Genomic DNA, 16,728 nt, shown 5'->3' with positions numbered 1-16,728 from the left:
ATTTCTTTAATGGATTTTAGCCTTCAGAAGGGACAAACTTTAAAGCGTCTCCATTAATACAATGCCGCTTCCCTGTGGTTTCTTTAGGACCATCATTGAATACATGGCCTAAATGACCTCCACAAGTTGCACAATGTTCTTCGTCTCTAGTATAACCAATTTTGGTATCTGTACCAAAGGCAACATTACCCTCAATTACACGATCAAAACTTGGCCAACCCGTACCAGAATCAAATTTATGTTCACTTTTAAATAAAGGTGTATTACAGGCAGCACAATGGTAAACACCTTTCTCGTAATTTTTATTTAATGGACTAGAAAATGGTCGTTCTGTTCCCGCTTCTCTTAAAACATGATATTGTTCTGCTGTGAGTTGGGCTTTCCATTCCGCTTCAGTTTTTGTAATTTCAAAGGTTTCTTTGGTTTTAGTTTCTGTTTTTTGAGCTGAACTGTTGCAACTAAAAAACAAACTAATAAGTGTTACTAATGCTATATTTTTCAAAATCATAATTTTTAAAATTGTTCTTTCTGACTTTAGTCGATATGATGTGTTATTCATTACAATGTTTTGTCAATGTTATTTTTAAATTACCTTCAAAATAATGCTTGAATTTATTTTAATTATCGTTAAATTTAACAGCAACAACTATTAGTTTATAATTACCAATGAAAATAATTCATATAAGTGCAGAATGTTATCCAATAGCTAAAGTAGGTGGGTTAGCTGATGTCGTAGGAGCTTTACCAAAATATCAAAATGAAATTGGTGCCTATAGTGCTGTAATAATGCCATTTTATAACAATAAATTTACCCAGTCGCACAAATTCACGTCAATTTTTGAGGCTGAGGTCAGTTTAGGGAATCATCAGCTAAATTTCAACATATTAAAAATTGAAGATCAGGTTTTAGATTTTGATATTTTCTTTGTTCATATTGGAGAATTACTTTACACAGAAAGTGTATATACAGATTTTGATACCGATCGCTTTTTAGCATTTCAAATAGCTGCTTTAGATTGGATATTAACTTTGGAAGAAAAACCGAACTATATCCATTGCCATGATCATCACACAGGTTTAATTCCTTTTATGGCGCAGGAAAGTTATAAGTATGAATCTTTAAATAAAATTCCAATTATTACCACCATTCATAATGCGCAATATCAAGGATGGATGGCTTATGATAATTTGTACAAAATACCAAGATTTAATATTGAAAAAGTAGGATTAATAATGTGGGATGGCACAATTAATCCTTTAGCCGCAGCCATAAAGTGTGCTTGGCGAGTAACTACAGTTTCTCCTAGTTATATGGAAGAATTAAAATATAGCGCTAATGGACTTGAGTCCTTGTTGTCTCATGAAAATTTTAAAGCTGTAGGTATTTTAAATGGTATAGATTCGGAAGTTTGGAATCCGGAAACCGATAAGTATATTATAAAGACCTATAAAAAATCTACTGTAGAATCTGGTAAAAAAGGAAATAAACATTGGCTGTGTTCTCAGTTTAACCTCGACGAAAGTAAGCCTCTATTTGCTTTTATTGGTCGTTTAGTGGGCGAGAAAGGTGCTGAACTTTTACCTTACGCCTTAGATTACGCATTGCGTTCTAAGGAGATATCAGTAATTGTGTTAGGTTCTGGGTCAAAAGATACAGAACACCAATTATTTGATTTAATAGCACGACATAGTGGGAATTACAACGCGTACATTGGCTATGACGAAAAACTTTCACACATTATTTATGCAGGTGCGGACTTTCTATTAATGCCATCGCGCGTGGAACCTTGTGGATTAAACCAAATGTATTCTCTAAGATACGGTACAGTGCCTGTTGTAAGACGCATTGGTGGTTTAAAAGATACTGTTGTAGATATAGGTGATCACGGTTTTGGTATTTGTCATAATGAGGTCTCCATACAAGATATTGTGTATTCCATAAACAGAGGAAAAGAGTTTTACAAACAGCAGAAGGAATTTAAGGCTAATAGAAAGCGTATAATGAGTATAGATCACTCTTGGAAAGTCTCTGCTAAAGCCTATATCGATTTATATAATTCAATAAACTAAATAACTAAATAAAACGAAGCTAATCTAAACTAAATAAAAGCTATGATAAACGATAAAGTATTGTCAATTATACTGGGAGGAGGCCAAGGGTCTCGCTTATATCCACTAACTGAAAAACGATCCAAGCCAGCCGTACCAATAGCTGGTAAATACAGATTGGTGGATATTCCGATTTCAAATTGTATAAATTCTGATATTAAGCGCATGTATGTGTTAACTCAATTTAATTCGGCTTCTTTAAATAGGCATATTAAAAATACGTATCATTTTAGTTTTTTCAGTTCTGCGTTTGTTGATGTATTAGCTGCAGAACAAACTCCAGAAAGTAAATCATGGTTTCAAGGCACAGCAGATGCTGTAAGACAAAGTATGCAGCATATTAAAGCACACGATTTTGAGTATGCTTTAATATTATCTGGTGATCAATTATACCAAATGGATTTTAATGAAATGATTCAAGCACATATCGATGCTAAAGCTGAAATTTCTATTGCTACAATACCAGTTAATGAGAAAGATGCGACGTCTTTTGGTATTCTAAAGACAGATAAGGATAATGTAGTTACTTCATTTATTGAAAAACCAGGAAAAGAATTATTACCTGACTGGACTTCGGAGACGAGTAACGACATGAAAGCACTGGGTAGGAATCACCTAGCTTCTATGGGTATTTATATTTTTAATAGACAATTGTTAATTGATTTAATGAATAACCCTGAAACGAATGATTTTGGGAAAGAGATTATTCCACAATCTATTGAAAACCATAAAACATTAAGTTATCAATATGAAGGGTATTGGACAGACATCGGAAATATAGACTCATTTTTTGAAGCTAATCTTGGATTTACAGACGATTTACCTCAATTTAATTTATACGATTCTAAGCAACGTACCTACACCAATGCGCGCATACTTCCGACTTCAAAAATTTCAGGAACAGCATTAGATCGAGCTGTGGTTGCAGAGGGTTGTATAATTAGTGCCGCTAAGATTGAAAAATCTGTGATTGGTATTCGTTCCAGAATCGGAAAGGATTCAACAATCATTAATACCTATATGATGGGTAATGATGATTATGAAAGTTTAGATGATATTAATAATCAACACACCGAAATACTTTTAGGGATTGGAGAACGCTGCTATATTAAAAACACCATTATAGATAAGAATGTGCGAATAGGTGATGATGTTAGAATTAATGGAGGAGCACATTTGGCTGATACAGAAACAAATGAATACGTCGTGAAAGAAGGCATCGTTGTGATAAAGAAAGATGCTATAATTCCTAAAGGATTTGTACTTTAATATATGGCAGAAGTAATAGCACATAGTCGTTTTACAGATTTTGATGTAGACCTATTTAAATCTGGAAAGCACTATCGTTTATATGAGAAATTTGGATCTCATGTGACTACGTTAAATGGAGTAGAAGGTGTTTATTTTGCTGTTTGGGCACCAAGTGCTAAAATGGTATCTGTGATTGGAGACTTTAATTATTGGACAGAAGGTGAACATAAATTGAATGTTCGCTGGGATTCAAGCGGTATTTGGGAAGGGTTTATTCCCGGTGCAGGTAAAGGAACCAAATATAAATACAAGATTCTTAGTAGTCATAACGATATAAAAACAGAAAAAGCAGATCCTTACGCCAGACGTGCAGAACATAATCCTAGTACAGCATCCATTGTTTGGGATGACAATTACAAATGGAAAGATGCAAACTGGATGAAAAAGCGTAAAAAGAACAATGCTTTGGACGCTCCGTTTTCTGTTTATGAAGTTCATTTAGGCTCTTGGAAAAAGCAAGTTGAAGAGAATCGTTTTATGTCTTATGTCGAATTGGCTGATGAATTAGTCAACTACGTCAAAGAGATGAACTTTACGCATGTAGAATTAATGCCTGTAATGGAATACCCATATGATCCTTCTTGGGGTTATCAGGTAACGGGTTACTTTGCACCAACATCGCGATTTGGTTACCCTGAAGAATTCAAATTATTAGTCGATAAATTACACCAAAACGATATTGGGATTATTCTCGATTGGGTGCCATCTCATTTTCCAGAAGATGCACATGGACTCGGCTATTTTGATGGCTCAGCGCTTTACGAGCATCCAGACCGACGAAAAGGCTACCATCAAGATTGGAAGAGTTTGATATTTAATTATGGACGGAATGAAGTCAAATCATTTCTAATTAGTAACGCTCTTTTTTGGTTAGATCAATACCATGCTGATGGCTTTAGAGTCGATGCTGTAGCATCCATGCTATTTTTAGATTACAGTAGAGAAGATGGTGAATGGGAACCCAACATGTTTGGAGGGCGAGAAAATCTGGAAGCGATGTCTTTTTTAAGAGAAATGAATGAAGCTGTGTATGCGGCTTTTCCAGATGTACAGACTATTGCAGAGGAATCAACAGCATTTCCTTTGGTGTCTAAACCTGTATTTATGGGAGGTTTAGGATTTGGAATGAAATGGATGATGGGGTGGATGCATGATACACTAGATTACTTTAGTAAAGAAACGGTGTATAGGCAATATCACCAAAATGATTTAACGTTCTCAATGACTTATGCGTTTACAGAGAATTTTATGTTGCCGCTGAGTCATGATGAAGTGGTTTACGGTAAAGCCTCTATATTAGGAAAAATGCCTGGTGATGAATGGCAACGTTTTGCCAATTTAAGATTGTTATACGGTTACATGTTTACGCATCCCGGGACTAATTTATTATTTCAAGGTTCGGAATTTGGACAAAGTAGTGAGTGGAATTTTAAAACCAGTCTCGATTGGCATTTATTGCAATACGACCCACATAAAGGAGTACAAGAATTAGTTAAAGATTTGAATACACTTTATAAAAATGAACCTGCCTTATATCAAAAACAATTTGAAGCTGAGGGTTTTGAGTGGATAGATTACGGTGACTCTCAGAATTCTGTTTTTACGTATATTCGAAAAGGAAATGACGAGAAGGATGATCTCATTATTGCTTGTAATATGACGCCAGTTCCTAAAGAAAACTACAAATTAGGAGTCCCAAGAAAAGGGAAACTTAAAGAAGTTTTCAATAGTGATTTAAAGAAATACTATGGAACAGGAGACTACAAGAATAAATTAAAAACGAGTAAAGCCGAAGCTTGGCATTATAGAGACCATTCAATAGAAATTAATATTCCTCCTTTAGGAATGGTTGCCTTTAGGTATCAAAATCAAGTAAAACCTAAATCAAAAACCAAGACGATTAAAAAAGCAAAGCCTAAAGCAAAAACGAAATAAGTTGGAAGCTTTATTGTTAATAATTAGACCTTTCATGTTTTAATAGCTTGAGAGGTCTTTTTTTTGATTACATAAAAACTTAAATATCCGTCTATTACTACTAAAACTGTAAAATCTAACCTCGAAAACGTTATAGTTGGCAACAATTATCATTATCCATTACTAAGCCTTTCAAAAGTTTAATTTTTTCCGTTTTTTTGTGGGTAATTTTTGCTTAAAAATTAACTTATGATTATAAATACTGAATTAGAAAATAAAGGGAATTTATTTCCTTCAAAAATAATAGACTTTAAAAAAGATGTTGACAAACTGTATTTTACTGCAGACAACGATGTGATTTTAGAGTTAACGGTTGTTAGAGATAGTTTACTGCGTTTTAGATATACTACCGTAGGAAATTTTGATAATGATTTTTCTTATGCGATAACCAAATACGCGAGTATTGGTTACAATAAACTAGAAATAGAAGATACAGAAGCGTATTATGAAGTTACTACAACCAAATTGATTTGTAAGATTTCTAAGGAAGATATGAGAATATCAATCTATGATGCCGTTGATGGAATGCTTATAAATCAAGATGAAGGTGGTTTTCATTGGGAAGAAAGCTATGAACATGGTGGAAACATCGTAAAGATGAGTAAAGTCTCTAACGATGGAGAAAGTTACTATGGACTTGGTGATAAGCCAAATCATCTTAACCTTAAAGGAAAGCGCTATAATAATTGGGTGACCGACTCTTATGCCTACGGAAAAGACACCGATCCTATTTATAAAACTATTCCATTTTACACAGGTTTGCACCATGGTAAAGCCTATGGTATTTTCTTTGACAATACTTTTAGATCATCTTTTGATTTTGCACACGAACGTAGAAATGTCACTAGTTTTTGGTCACAAGGAGGTGAAATGAATTATTACTTCTTTTACGGACCTAAAATGAATGATGTCGTAGAAAGTTACACCGATTTAACAGGAAAGCCACATCATCTACCACCACTTTGGGCTCTAGGGTTTCACCAATGTAAATGGAGTTATTACCCAGAAAGTAAAGTAAAAGAGATTACCTCGACCTTTAGAAAACTTCAGATTCCTTGTGATGCTATTTATTTAGACATCGATTACATGGAAGGGTTTCGTTGTTTCACATGGAATAAAGAGTACTTTCCAGATCCAAAACGAATGGTGAAGGAATTATTAGATGATGGTTTTAAAACTGTTGCCATTATAGATCCGGGGATTAAAATAGATAAAGAGTATTCCGTATTTAAAGAAGCTTTAGAAAAGGATTACTTCTGTAAGCGTGCAGATGGTGATTATATGAAAGGTAAAGTATGGCCTGGGGAGTGTTATTTTCCAGATTTTACAAACCCTGAAGTTAGAGATTGGTGGTCTGGATTATTTCAAGAACTCATTGAAGATATCGGTATTAAGGGAGTTTGGAATGATATGAATGAGCCAGCCGTTATGGAGGTGCCAAATAAAACATTCCCAGACGATGTACGTCATGATTATGATGGTCATCCTTGTAGTCATAGAAAAGCACACAATATATATGGCATGCAAATGGCAAGAGCAACGTACCAAGGATTGAAGAAATATTCATACCCAAAACGTCCTTTTGTTATTACAAGGGCTGCGTATTCTGGCACGCAACGTTATACGTCTACTTGGACGGGGGATAATGTAGCAACTTGGGAGCACTTATGGATAGCAAACATCCAAGCACAACGTATGGCAATGTCTGGTTTCTCTTTTGCTGGTAGTGATATTGGTGGCTTTGCAGAGCAACCACAAGGAGAATTATTTACACGTTGGATTCAATTAGGAATTTTTCACCCATTTTTTAGAGTGCATTCTTCGGGTGATCATGGTGATCAAGAACCTTGGGCATTTGATGAAGATGTTACGGCAATTGTAAAGAAATTTATAGAAATTAGATATCAATTATTACCGTACTTATATACGGCATTTTGGAATTATGCAGATCATGGAACACCGTTATTAAAATCTTTAGTGTTATATGATCAAGCAGATGTACAAACCCATTACAGAACCGACGAATTTGTTTTTGGAGAACAAATTTTAGCTTGCCCTGTTTTAGAGCCAAATGCTAAAGGACGTAGAATGTATATTCCTCAAGGGAATTGGTATAACTTCTGGACCGATGAGGTTGTAAAAGGTGGTAAAGAAATGTGGGTAGATGCTGATATTGATAGTGTACCATTTTTCGTAAAAGAAGGTGCCATTATTCCTAAATACCCAATTCAACAATATGTTGGCGAAAAGGACATTACAGAAATCACCTTAGATGTTTATTATAAAGATGGTAAAGAAGAAAGTGAATTGTATAGTGATGCTAATGATGGTTTTGATTATACAAAAGGGCGTTATAGTTTAAGAAATTTTAAACTTACAGGGAAGACAAATGAATTAATTATTAATCAACATAAAGAAGGAAAGTTCACAACTCCTTACGAAACCTTTAATATTCAATTTCATGGACTACCTTTCGATATTGTTGAGGTTCAATTAGACAATGAAAAGATAGCTCATAAGAGTTTAAGAGTTAACGAAATAGAGTCTATTGTAGTGGATAAGAATTTTTCTGAGTTACATATAAAAGGTATCAAGTCAAATGCATAGTGACTATTTCGTTATTTTCGTGTCTTATTATTAGTATAGACTGATGTATGTATTTTAATTTAAACAATTAAGTATGAAATTTAATAAAGTAGTGGTGAGTTTTTTAATTGTTGTAGTGATAGTATCATGTGCAACTAATCCATTTACAGGAAAAAAAACAATGGCTTTCGTTGGTAATGATCAATTATTTCCATCGGCATTTGCACAGTATGATCAAGTATTAGCAGAAAGTAAAGTAGTTACTGGTACATCTGATGCCGAAATGATTAAGCGTGTTGGAGAACGTATATCAGTTGCGGCTGAGCGTTGGTTAGTGGCTAATGGTCATCATGGCTATTTAGATGATTACAAATGGGAATATAACCTTATAGAGTCAGAACAAGTGAATGCATGGTGTATGCCAGGTGGTAAAATTGCGTTTTACACAGGAATTTTACCAATTGCAGAAAATGAAACGGCTATAGCAGCAATTATGGGACATGAAGTGGTTCATGCTTTAGCTAATCATGGGCAACAGCGTATGAGTGCAGCTTATGTGCAACAAGGATTAGCCGTTGTAGGTAATGTGGCTTTGGCTAATGATGAACAATCCTTAGGAATTTTTAATCAATCATTTGGTATTGCTTCTAATGTTGTTGGAATGTTACCATTTAGTAGAGCGCATGAGACTGAAGCAGATAAAGTTGGTATAATTATAATGGCAATAGCAGGTTATAATCCTGATGAGGCAGCCGAATTATGGAAACGTATGGAAGCGAATAGTGGTGGACAGTCTACACCAGAATTTTTAAGTTCTCACCCTGCTAATGATACTAGAATTAAAAATTTACAAGAGATGGCACCAGAAGCAAAAGCTGAAGCGAAAAAGTTTGGAGTAACATCATTTAGACCAATAAACTAAGATTATAAATATATTTGTTTACTTTAGAAGCTGCTCAATTAGAGCAGCTTTTTTTATGAATTTTTTTGATATTTATACAAGATAATTAACCTGCATTTATGAGTGAATTTAAAAAAGGAAGTAAAAAACTTCTCAACGCATGGGCATTTTATGATTGGGCAAATTCAGTGTATACCTTAACGATTGCTTCGTCCATATTTCCGCTGTTTTATTCGTCATTATTCGATTCTAAAGAGACATTAGTATCGGCCTTTGGATTTACAATGAAACAAGAAACATTAATTACAATTGTTACAGCTTTTACGTTTTTGGTGGTTGCAGTATTATCTCCAATTCTTTCTGGTATTGCAGATTATGTGGGTAACAAAAAGAATTTCATGAAGTTCTTTTGTTATGTAGGATCAATTGGCTGTATTGGATTATATTGGTTTAATCTAAGTTTTATTCACTTCAGTTTATTGTTCTATTTTATGGGGCTGATAGGTTATTGGGGAAGTTTAGTTTTTTATAATTCTTACCTTCCAGATATTGCTTTTGAAGATCAACAAGACAGTATTAGTGCCAAAGGGTTTTCAATGGGATATATAGGAAGTGTGCTTTTGTTAATTGCAAATTTAATTATGGTAATGACTCAAGAAGAAGATGCTGATAAGATTGAAATGATGCGGTATTCGTTTATTACTGTAGGAGTATGGTGGGCATTATTTAGTCAATACACATTTAGAATACTACCAAATGGCGTGTCTTCGGGGCATAAAGTCACAAAAGATGTTGTCTTTAATGGATTTAAAGAATTAAAGGCTGTGTGGGTTCAGTTGAAGCAAAATTTAAGATTAAAACGCTACTTAAATGCCTTTTTTGTGTTTAGCATGGCTGTGCAAACCATTATGTTAATGGCAGTTTATTTTGGAGAAAAAGAAATTAATTGGGCTTCGGATGGTGAAAAAACTATTGGACTTATTGTTAGTATTTTAGTTATTCAGTTGGTTGCCATACTTGGTGCTATTTTAACATCTCGTGCAGCTTCAAAATTCGGTAATATAAGTACACTTATTGTAATTAATTTTATGTGGATGTGTCTTTGTGTTTATGCTTATTTTATGGTCTCACCAATACAATTTTATATAGCCGCTGGTTTAGTTGGTTTAGTCATGGGAGGCGTTCAGTCTTTGGGACGTTCTACCTATTCCAAATATTTGCCTGAAACAGAAGATACAACATCGTATTTTAGTTTTTATGATGTAGCAGAAAAAATAGGCATTGTTATCGGTATGTTCATTTTTGCTTTTGTTTCTGAATATTCCTCAATGCGCTATGCTATTTTATTCTTATTTGTTTTCTTTTTAATAGGTATTATCCTTCTCTTTAGAGTGCCAAAAGAAGAATAGGTGGTGTTTGTCTTCAATCGTTTGGTGTGTTATGCTTATATATCATTTCAATTTACAACCATATTATGTATCTTGTTTTTATGACATAAGACTAGAATATTAATTTAAGTCACCCCAGATAGGAAGTCATTAGATCATTTATAAGAATGAATTATAAAAAAAGGACAAGCAAATTGCTTGTCCTTTTCTTAGATATATGTAATTGTAAGATTTAATTACTAACACTTCCAGATCCTGAAATCTTAGTGTCTTTATAAGTTGGTTTTCCTGAGTATTTAACATCTCCAGATCCTGAAATTCGTACTTTTAGTTCACCGTTACAATGCACACTAATATCTCCTGAGCCAGAAATTGTAGCATCGACATTAGTACTGTCTAAGTCATCACCATCAAAATCACCAGAGCCTGCGATTGTTGTTTTTAAATTTGTGGTGTTACCTTTTAATTCAATATCACCAGAGCCTGCTATTGTGCTCTCTGTTGATTGAGAATCAATTTGTAGATCCATATCTCCAGAGCCTGCCAACGCGACTTTAAAATGGTTAGCCTTTATAACTCCAGAGTTTTCAACGTCACCGGATCCTGCAAGTGATACAGCGTTTATAGATTCATAAGGAATCGTTATAACAATGGTTTGCGTAGGCTTTAAATTGTACCCTTTTTTTATTTTAACTATTAAGGTATGGTCGTTTACTTCGGCAACTATGTAAGGCATTAGATTAGAATCTCCTTTAATAGAAATGTCTCCTTCGTTACCTTTAACAAGTCTAAAGTCCATAGAGCCAGCAGTACTTATTGCGTCGTAATCTGTTGTAGAGATGGTTGTCGTTGTAATATTACCATCACCTTTAATTTTTTTAGATTTTCCCCATTGTGCAGATACTAATGTTGTGCTTAACAGAAAAAGTACTGTGGTAATTGAATTTAATAGTTTCATGTTTTTTGATTTTAATTGATTGATTTAATATTTGAATTTTTTCTTAATTGTTTTTAAAAGTTATACTACCGTATTCAGAATTGATGAGGACTAAGTTCTCAGAGTTTTGCTCACCATAATATCCAATAAATTGCTTTCCGATGTTGTTAACGTTTTTTTCTTTATATATAAAGCCTTCCGGTTCTCTAAAAGATCCAAATTCAATTCCAATATTAAAATTGAATTTACAATCAGTATCAAACCCAATTGTTATTCCAGTGAATTCAGAATTTATATCTATAGTCTTAGTTTTTGATACCAAACGATCAATTTTTATGGAGCCATAATCGGAACTGATATGAGCAGTTTTAAAGATAGTGCCTAGTCGTAGCGCTAAATAATCGCCTTCTCCATCTAAATTGTTGATATTATCAATTTTAAGTGAACCATAATCACATTCATAAACGACATTTTCAGCGATTTCAATGATTGAGGTGGTGTAATCGGCTTCAAGATTTAAGTCTTTAACTTTTGCAACCGTAAATTCGCTATAATCGGCTTCAATGGTGCCGTTATTTATAAATTCAAAATAACTATTTTTTGTGTAATCTAATCGTATGGTGTTAGATCTTCCCATGAGTTCTTTGGTGGTAACTTTGCCATAATCACATTTTAAATAAGCGTTACCTTCAAGCTTGTCTAGATTAATGTAGCCATAATCGTTAAAGATCTTTAAATTGTTTGTTATAGGCATTTTAACTAAATAGTTTATTTCTATCTTTACATTATTACCTAATTTTTTGTTCCACCAAGATGTATCATAACTGTTGCCGCCAATTGATGAAATTGCTGAGACTTTATGAGGTGCAGATTGCCAGGCAACATCTAATTCGTTCAATCTTTCATTAACCTTGTTTTCATTATTACCATTTACTTTAATGGTGACTTGGACATCAATACGATTTTTGTCCCATGTAATAATATCAATATTTCCATATCTGCTGGTAATATTAAATGTAGCATCAGCATTTACGTTGAAAGATTTTTTTAAGGTTTTCTGTTTTTCGTGTTTTGCCGCTTTAGGTGTCTCGTTTGATGCTAATAAAAGTGTTGGCATCAATATTAGAAAAAAGCAGAGTTTATATAATGTTCTCATTGGAGTTGGATTTAAATTGTTTTACAATTTCGATTTGTTCTAAAACCGTATTTAAAATATCTATTCGTGTTTGAAAGTTGGAAATCATGGCATAAATAACACGTTGGTTTTTTCCGCTTTCGGTTAAATCTGTTTTTAATTTTTGGTAATCGGTTTCTAATTGTTGAATTTGGACTAATGCATCATTAATAATTTGATCTGTTAAAGGCGAACGTTCTTTATTCAGTTTTTTTAATTCATTTTCAATAGTAATAGTGAAAAAGTCTTGTGTTTCTGACATTTCGGGCGATACGCTTGCTAAATCATATTCTTTTGGCTGTTGCTGTAATGTAGTAAACAACCCGAAACAAATCACGATAGAAGCGGCTATTGCTAAAAAAGGTTTCCAGTTAAAACCAGGTTGCTTTTTAATTTCGGTTGAAGTGGTATCATTTGCTTTCAACTTCTCTAAAAAGCGTTGCTCATGATTATGTTGTGGGGTTTCAATATCAAATTGATCCTTCAAATTGTCAAAAAGGCTATCTAAACTATCTTTTTTCATAATTACTTCAATACTAATTTTTTGCGTAAACTCTCTTTTGCTCTTGATATTAACGTTCTGCAATTCGCGTAAGACAGATTCATAATTTCACCAATTTCTTCGTAATTATAACCTTCAATAAGATGTAATGACAAGCTTAGATTATAATTAGGTTTTAAGGTTTTCATCGTGTCTAAAATTAATTTCACGTTTTCACCATTCTGCTCATTTTCGTCAATGCCGTCATGGTGGTCTTCAACTTTGTAGATCACATGATCTAGAGGCACTTCATTTTGCTTCACCGCTTTGTTATAATAAGCAATACTATTATTTACTACAATGCGTTTTAACCATGAGCCAAATACAGTGGTGTCTTGTAACGTATTCAATTTTGTAAATGCCGTTAAAAAAGACTCTTGCATTATGTCCTCAGCCTTAAAAGAATCTTTTACAATTCTTAGGGCTGTGTTATACATGGCTTTATGATATCTGTTATAAATCTCCAACTGTGCACGTTGGTTTCCAGACAAACAAAGTTGTAATAACTGTTCGATATTTTGATTGGTTGATGTCAAAAAAACAATTGCTTTTACTTATAGAGTGCTACTTTTTTAAAGTGTTACAGTTTATTTAAAAAAAAATTATGTTGTGATAAAGGTAATGGCATAACAATTGAAATTACTGTAGTGTGAATAACTTTGAATATCTTCTAATGTTATGGTATTCAGTATGTAGTTAATTATTAATACATTTAAAACATCGTTATTCTGTTTATGATAATGACAGAATGGCTCAAAAATATATATGGCGAAATCAAATTTTTTAAACCTAGACAATCTGTCATTTCAGGATTTTGATGAGAATTCAGAATTAATTCCATTAATGACACCAGAAGATGAAGAATTAATAAACAATGAATCTTTACCAGAATCGTTACCAATTTTACCGTTGCGTAACACGGTATTGTTTCCTGGAGTTGTTATTCCGATTACAGCAGGAAGAGATGCTTCTATTAAACTAATTAATGATGCTAACAAGGGCGGAAAAGTAATTGGTGTGGTTTCTCAGAAGGATGAAGCGGTAGAAAACCCAACGGCTAAAGATATCTATAAAACAGGTACGGTTGCACGTATCTTAAAAGTGCTTAAAATGCCAGATGGTAACACTACGGTTATTATTCAAGGTAAAAAGCGTTTTGCTATAAACGAAGTAATATCTGAAAAACCGTATTTAACGGCTACCATTTCTGATATTCCTGAAGCGAAACCAGCAAAGGAAAACGAAGAGTTTAGAGCAATTATAGATTCTATTAAAGATTTGTCTTTAGACATCATTAAGGAAAGTCCAAACATTCCGTCTGAAGCAAGCTTTGCTATTAAAAATATTGAAAGTGATTCGTTTTTAGTCAATTTTGTGTCCTCTAACATGAATCTTAGAGTAGAGGAGAAGCAAGAATTGTTAAAGATTAACGATTTAAAAGAACGCGCGCTTCAAACCTTGAAATTTATGAATCTTGAGTTTCAAAAATTGGAGCTTAAAAATGATATTCAGAATAAGGTTCAAAGTGATATGAACCAACAGCAGCGTGAGTATTTCTTACACCAACAAATGAAAACCATTCAAGAAGAATTGGGTGGAGGTGTTTCTTCTGGTGAAGAGATAGAGGATATGAAAGCGCGTGCTAAGAAAAAGAAATGGGACGATAAAGTAAAAGAGCATTTTGAGAAAGAATTAGCGAAAATGCAACGTATGAATCCTCAGGTGGCAGAGTATTCTATTCAACGTAACTATTTAGATCTGTTTTTAGATTTACCATGGAATGAGTTTAGTAAGGATAAATTCGATTTAAAACGCGCTCAGAAAATTTTAGATCGCGATCATTTTGGTTTAGAAGATGTAAAGAAGAGAATCATTGAATATTTAGCAGTGTTAAAACTGAGAAATGATATGAAGTCACCAATTTTATGTCTTTATGGACCTCCTGGAGTTGGTAAAACATCATTGGGAAAATCTATAGCTGAGGCATTAGGAAGAGAGTATGTTAGAATCTCACTTGGTGGATTGCGTGATGAAGCTGAAATACGTGGTCATAGAAAAACCTATATTGGTGCGATGCCAGGCCGAATCATTCAGAGTTTAAAAAAGGCTCAGACATCAAATCCGGTGTTTGTCTTAGATGAGATTGATAAATTATCTACGGGAAGTCAAGGTGATCCGTCTTCGGCAATGTTAGAGGTTTTAGATCCTGAACAAAACAATGAGTTTTATGATAACTTCCTAGAAATGGGATACGACTTATCTAAAGTGATGTTTATTGCAACGTCTAATAGTATGAATACCATTCAGCCAGCATTAAGAGACCGTATGGAAATTATTAATGTGACTGGTTATACGATAGAAGAAAAAGTAGAAATCGCAAAAAGACACTTATTACCAAAGCAATTAAAAGAACATGGTTTAGACGATAAAGCTTTGAAAATTGCCAAACCACAATTAGAGAAAATTGTAGAAGGGTATACGCGTGAATCTGGAGTTAGAGGCTTAGAAAAACAAATTGCAAAAATGGTACGTTATGCAGCCAAAAATATTGCAATGGAAGAAGACTATAATATTAAAGTTTCTAATGACGATGTGATTGAAATTCTAGGAAGCCCAAGACTAGAACGCGATAAATACGAAAATAATGATGTTGCTGGAGTCGTTACAGGTTTGGCTTGGACGAGTGTTGGAGGAGATATTTTGTTTATTGAATCTATTTTATCTAAAGGAAAAGGAAACTTATCTATTACAGGAAACTTAGGTAAGGTAATGAAGGAATCTGCTACTATTGCTATGGAATACATTAAGGCAAATGCAGATGAATTTGGGATTAGTACTGAAGTTTTTGAGAAGTATAATGTACACATCCACGTGCCGGAAGGTGCGACTCCTAAAGATGGTCCAAGCGCAGGTGTTACAATGTTAACTTCTTTAGTATCTTTGTTTACACAGCGTAAAGTTAAAAAGAGCTTAGCGATGACAGGTGAAATTACCTTAAGAGGTAAAGTATTGCCTGTGGGTGGTATCAAAGAAAAAATCTTAGCGGCCAAACGTGCGCGTATTAAAGAGATTTTACTTTGTGAAGATAACCGAAGAGATATCGAGGAAATTAAACCAGAATATTTAAAAGGGTTAACGTTCCACTACGTAAAAGATATGAGCGATGTTTTAAAACTAGCGCTTACAAAGCAAAAAGTAAATAATGCAAAACAGCTTTAAACTAATATTGACATTTTTAATAAGTTTTACTTCGTTATTGAGTAGTTATGCTCAAGACGAAGTAAAATTTAAAGATGTTATACTAGATGGTAAGCCTGCAAAATTAAATAGTGTTACTGGTGAAATTACCTTTGTTGAATTAGAAACTGAAGTAGTTGAAACCAAAATAGATTCGGTTGACATAACACCGAAATTGGTAACAGATTCAAATGTTAATGATGCTTCAAATACGTCTGAAGCTGTTAATTTAGATAATGATTCTGATTTTCATATTGTAAAAGAAGGAGATAATCTATTTAAATTATCCGTCAAATATAAGACGAGTTTAGGGCAATTACAAGAAGCCAATAATTTAGAGACTACACTTATAAGAGAAGGACAGAAGTTAAGAATACGAAACTTTGATAAAGTCAACGAAGATGAAAAATCTTTAATTTGGGTGGTTAAAAAAGGTGATAATTTGTATAGAATTGCTCTAGAAAACGGCACAACAGTTAAAGAACTTAAGCGTCTTAACGGTTTAAATAGTGATGTCATTAAAATTGGTCAAAGGTTACAATTGAAATAGAAAATAACAACACTCAAAAA

13 protein-coding genes are annotated in these 16,728 nt (G+C 33.5%); 8 read left to right on the top strand and 5 right to left on the bottom strand.

All coding sequences use genetic code 11. The features are described from left to right. Positions 1–16: 16 nt before the first annotated feature. Positions 17–508: a peptide-methionine (R)-S-oxide reductase MsrB gene (gene msrB, locus KO515_RS17405; RefSeq protein WP_215937681.1), complete on the bottom strand. Its 492-nt coding sequence runs from the start codon at positions 506–508 to the stop codon at positions 17–19. A gap of 158 nt (positions 509–666) precedes the next feature. Between msrB and KO515_RS17400 the strand changes: the two genes are divergently transcribed. The 6 genes from KO515_RS17400 to KO515_RS17375 all read left to right on the top strand — a co-directional run bounded on the left by KO515_RS17400 (position 667) and on the right by KO515_RS17375 (position 10,290). Then, a complete protein-coding gene (locus KO515_RS17400) occupies positions 667–2,070 on the top strand; it encodes a glycogen synthase (protein ID WP_215937608.1) in 1,404 nt (467 codons plus the stop codon). Between the two features lie 42 nt (positions 2,071–2,112). Beyond that, entirely contained in the window at positions 2,113–3,378 is a 1,266-nt protein-coding gene (locus tag KO515_RS17395) for a glucose-1-phosphate adenylyltransferase (protein WP_215937607.1), read from the top strand. Between the two features lie 3 nt (positions 3,379–3,381). Then, positions 3,382–5,355 carry a 1,4-alpha-glucan branching protein GlgB gene (gene glgB / locus KO515_RS17390; protein ID WP_215937606.1) on the top strand — a complete coding sequence of 658 codons (1,974 nt, stop codon included), beginning with the start codon at positions 3,382–3,384 and terminating at the stop codon, positions 5,353–5,355. 228 nt (positions 5,356–5,583) lie between these two features. Continuing rightward, complete coding sequence (locus tag KO515_RS17385; RefSeq protein ID WP_215937605.1) at positions 5,584–8,001, top strand: glycoside hydrolase family 31 protein; 2,418 nt, start codon at positions 5,584–5,586, stop codon at positions 7,999–8,001. A gap of 73 nt (positions 8,002–8,074) precedes the next feature. Next, positions 8,075–8,902 (top strand): M48 family metallopeptidase, encoded by an 828-nt coding sequence (locus KO515_RS17380; RefSeq protein ID WP_215937604.1) that lies wholly within the window; start codon positions 8,075–8,077, stop codon positions 8,900–8,902. A gap of 98 nt (positions 8,903–9,000) precedes the next feature. Beyond that, a complete protein-coding gene (locus tag KO515_RS17375; RefSeq protein WP_215937603.1) occupies positions 9,001–10,290 on the top strand; it encodes an MFS transporter in 1,290 nt (429 codons plus the stop codon). A 211-nt stretch (positions 10,291–10,501) separates the two neighbouring features. Here KO515_RS17375 and KO515_RS17370 read toward each other — a convergent pair whose 3' ends face one another. Genes KO515_RS17370 through KO515_RS17355 form a run of 4 tightly spaced genes read right to left on the bottom strand, consistent with a single transcriptional unit; the run spans position 10,502 to position 13,457 of the window. Further along, positions 10,502–11,227 carry a head GIN domain-containing protein gene (locus tag KO515_RS17370; RefSeq protein ID WP_215937602.1) on the bottom strand — a complete coding sequence of 242 codons (726 nt, stop codon included), beginning with the start codon at positions 11,225–11,227 and terminating at the stop codon, positions 10,502–10,504. A 43-nt stretch (positions 11,228–11,270) separates the two neighbouring features. Continuing rightward, positions 11,271–12,362, bottom strand: coding sequence for a hypothetical protein (locus KO515_RS17365; RefSeq protein ID WP_215937601.1), 1,092 nt, complete (start codon positions 12,360–12,362; stop codon positions 11,271–11,273). Beyond that, positions 12,346–12,903, bottom strand: coding sequence for a hypothetical protein (locus tag KO515_RS17360; protein WP_215937600.1), 558 nt, complete (start codon positions 12,901–12,903; stop codon positions 12,346–12,348). Before KO515_RS17360 ends, KO515_RS17365 begins: the two co-directional genes overlap by 17 nt. Before the next feature lie 2 nt (positions 12,904–12,905). Continuing rightward, positions 12,906–13,457: an RNA polymerase sigma factor gene (locus tag KO515_RS17355; RefSeq protein WP_215937599.1), complete on the bottom strand. Its 552-nt coding sequence runs from the start codon at positions 13,455–13,457 to the stop codon at positions 12,906–12,908. 229 nt (positions 13,458–13,686) lie between these two features. Between KO515_RS17355 and lon the strand changes: the two genes are divergently transcribed. Further along, entirely contained in the window at positions 13,687–16,140 is a 2,454-nt protein-coding gene (gene lon / locus KO515_RS17350; RefSeq protein ID WP_215937598.1) for an endopeptidase La, read from the top strand. Next, positions 16,124–16,708: a LysM peptidoglycan-binding domain-containing protein gene (locus KO515_RS17345; protein ID WP_215937597.1), complete on the top strand. Its 585-nt coding sequence runs from the start codon at positions 16,124–16,126 to the stop codon at positions 16,706–16,708. The genes lon and KO515_RS17345 overlap by 17 nt, the downstream gene beginning before the upstream one ends. The last annotated feature ends 20 nt before the right edge of the window (positions 16,709–16,728 follow it).

This window comes from Winogradskyella psychrotolerans (assembly GCF_018860545.1).
Classification (GTDB): Bacteria; Bacteroidota; Bacteroidia; order Flavobacteriales; family Flavobacteriaceae; genus Winogradskyella; species Winogradskyella psychrotolerans_A.
Note: the sequence above shows the minus strand (reverse complement) of the source record. Positions and strands in the feature narration are given on the sequence as shown.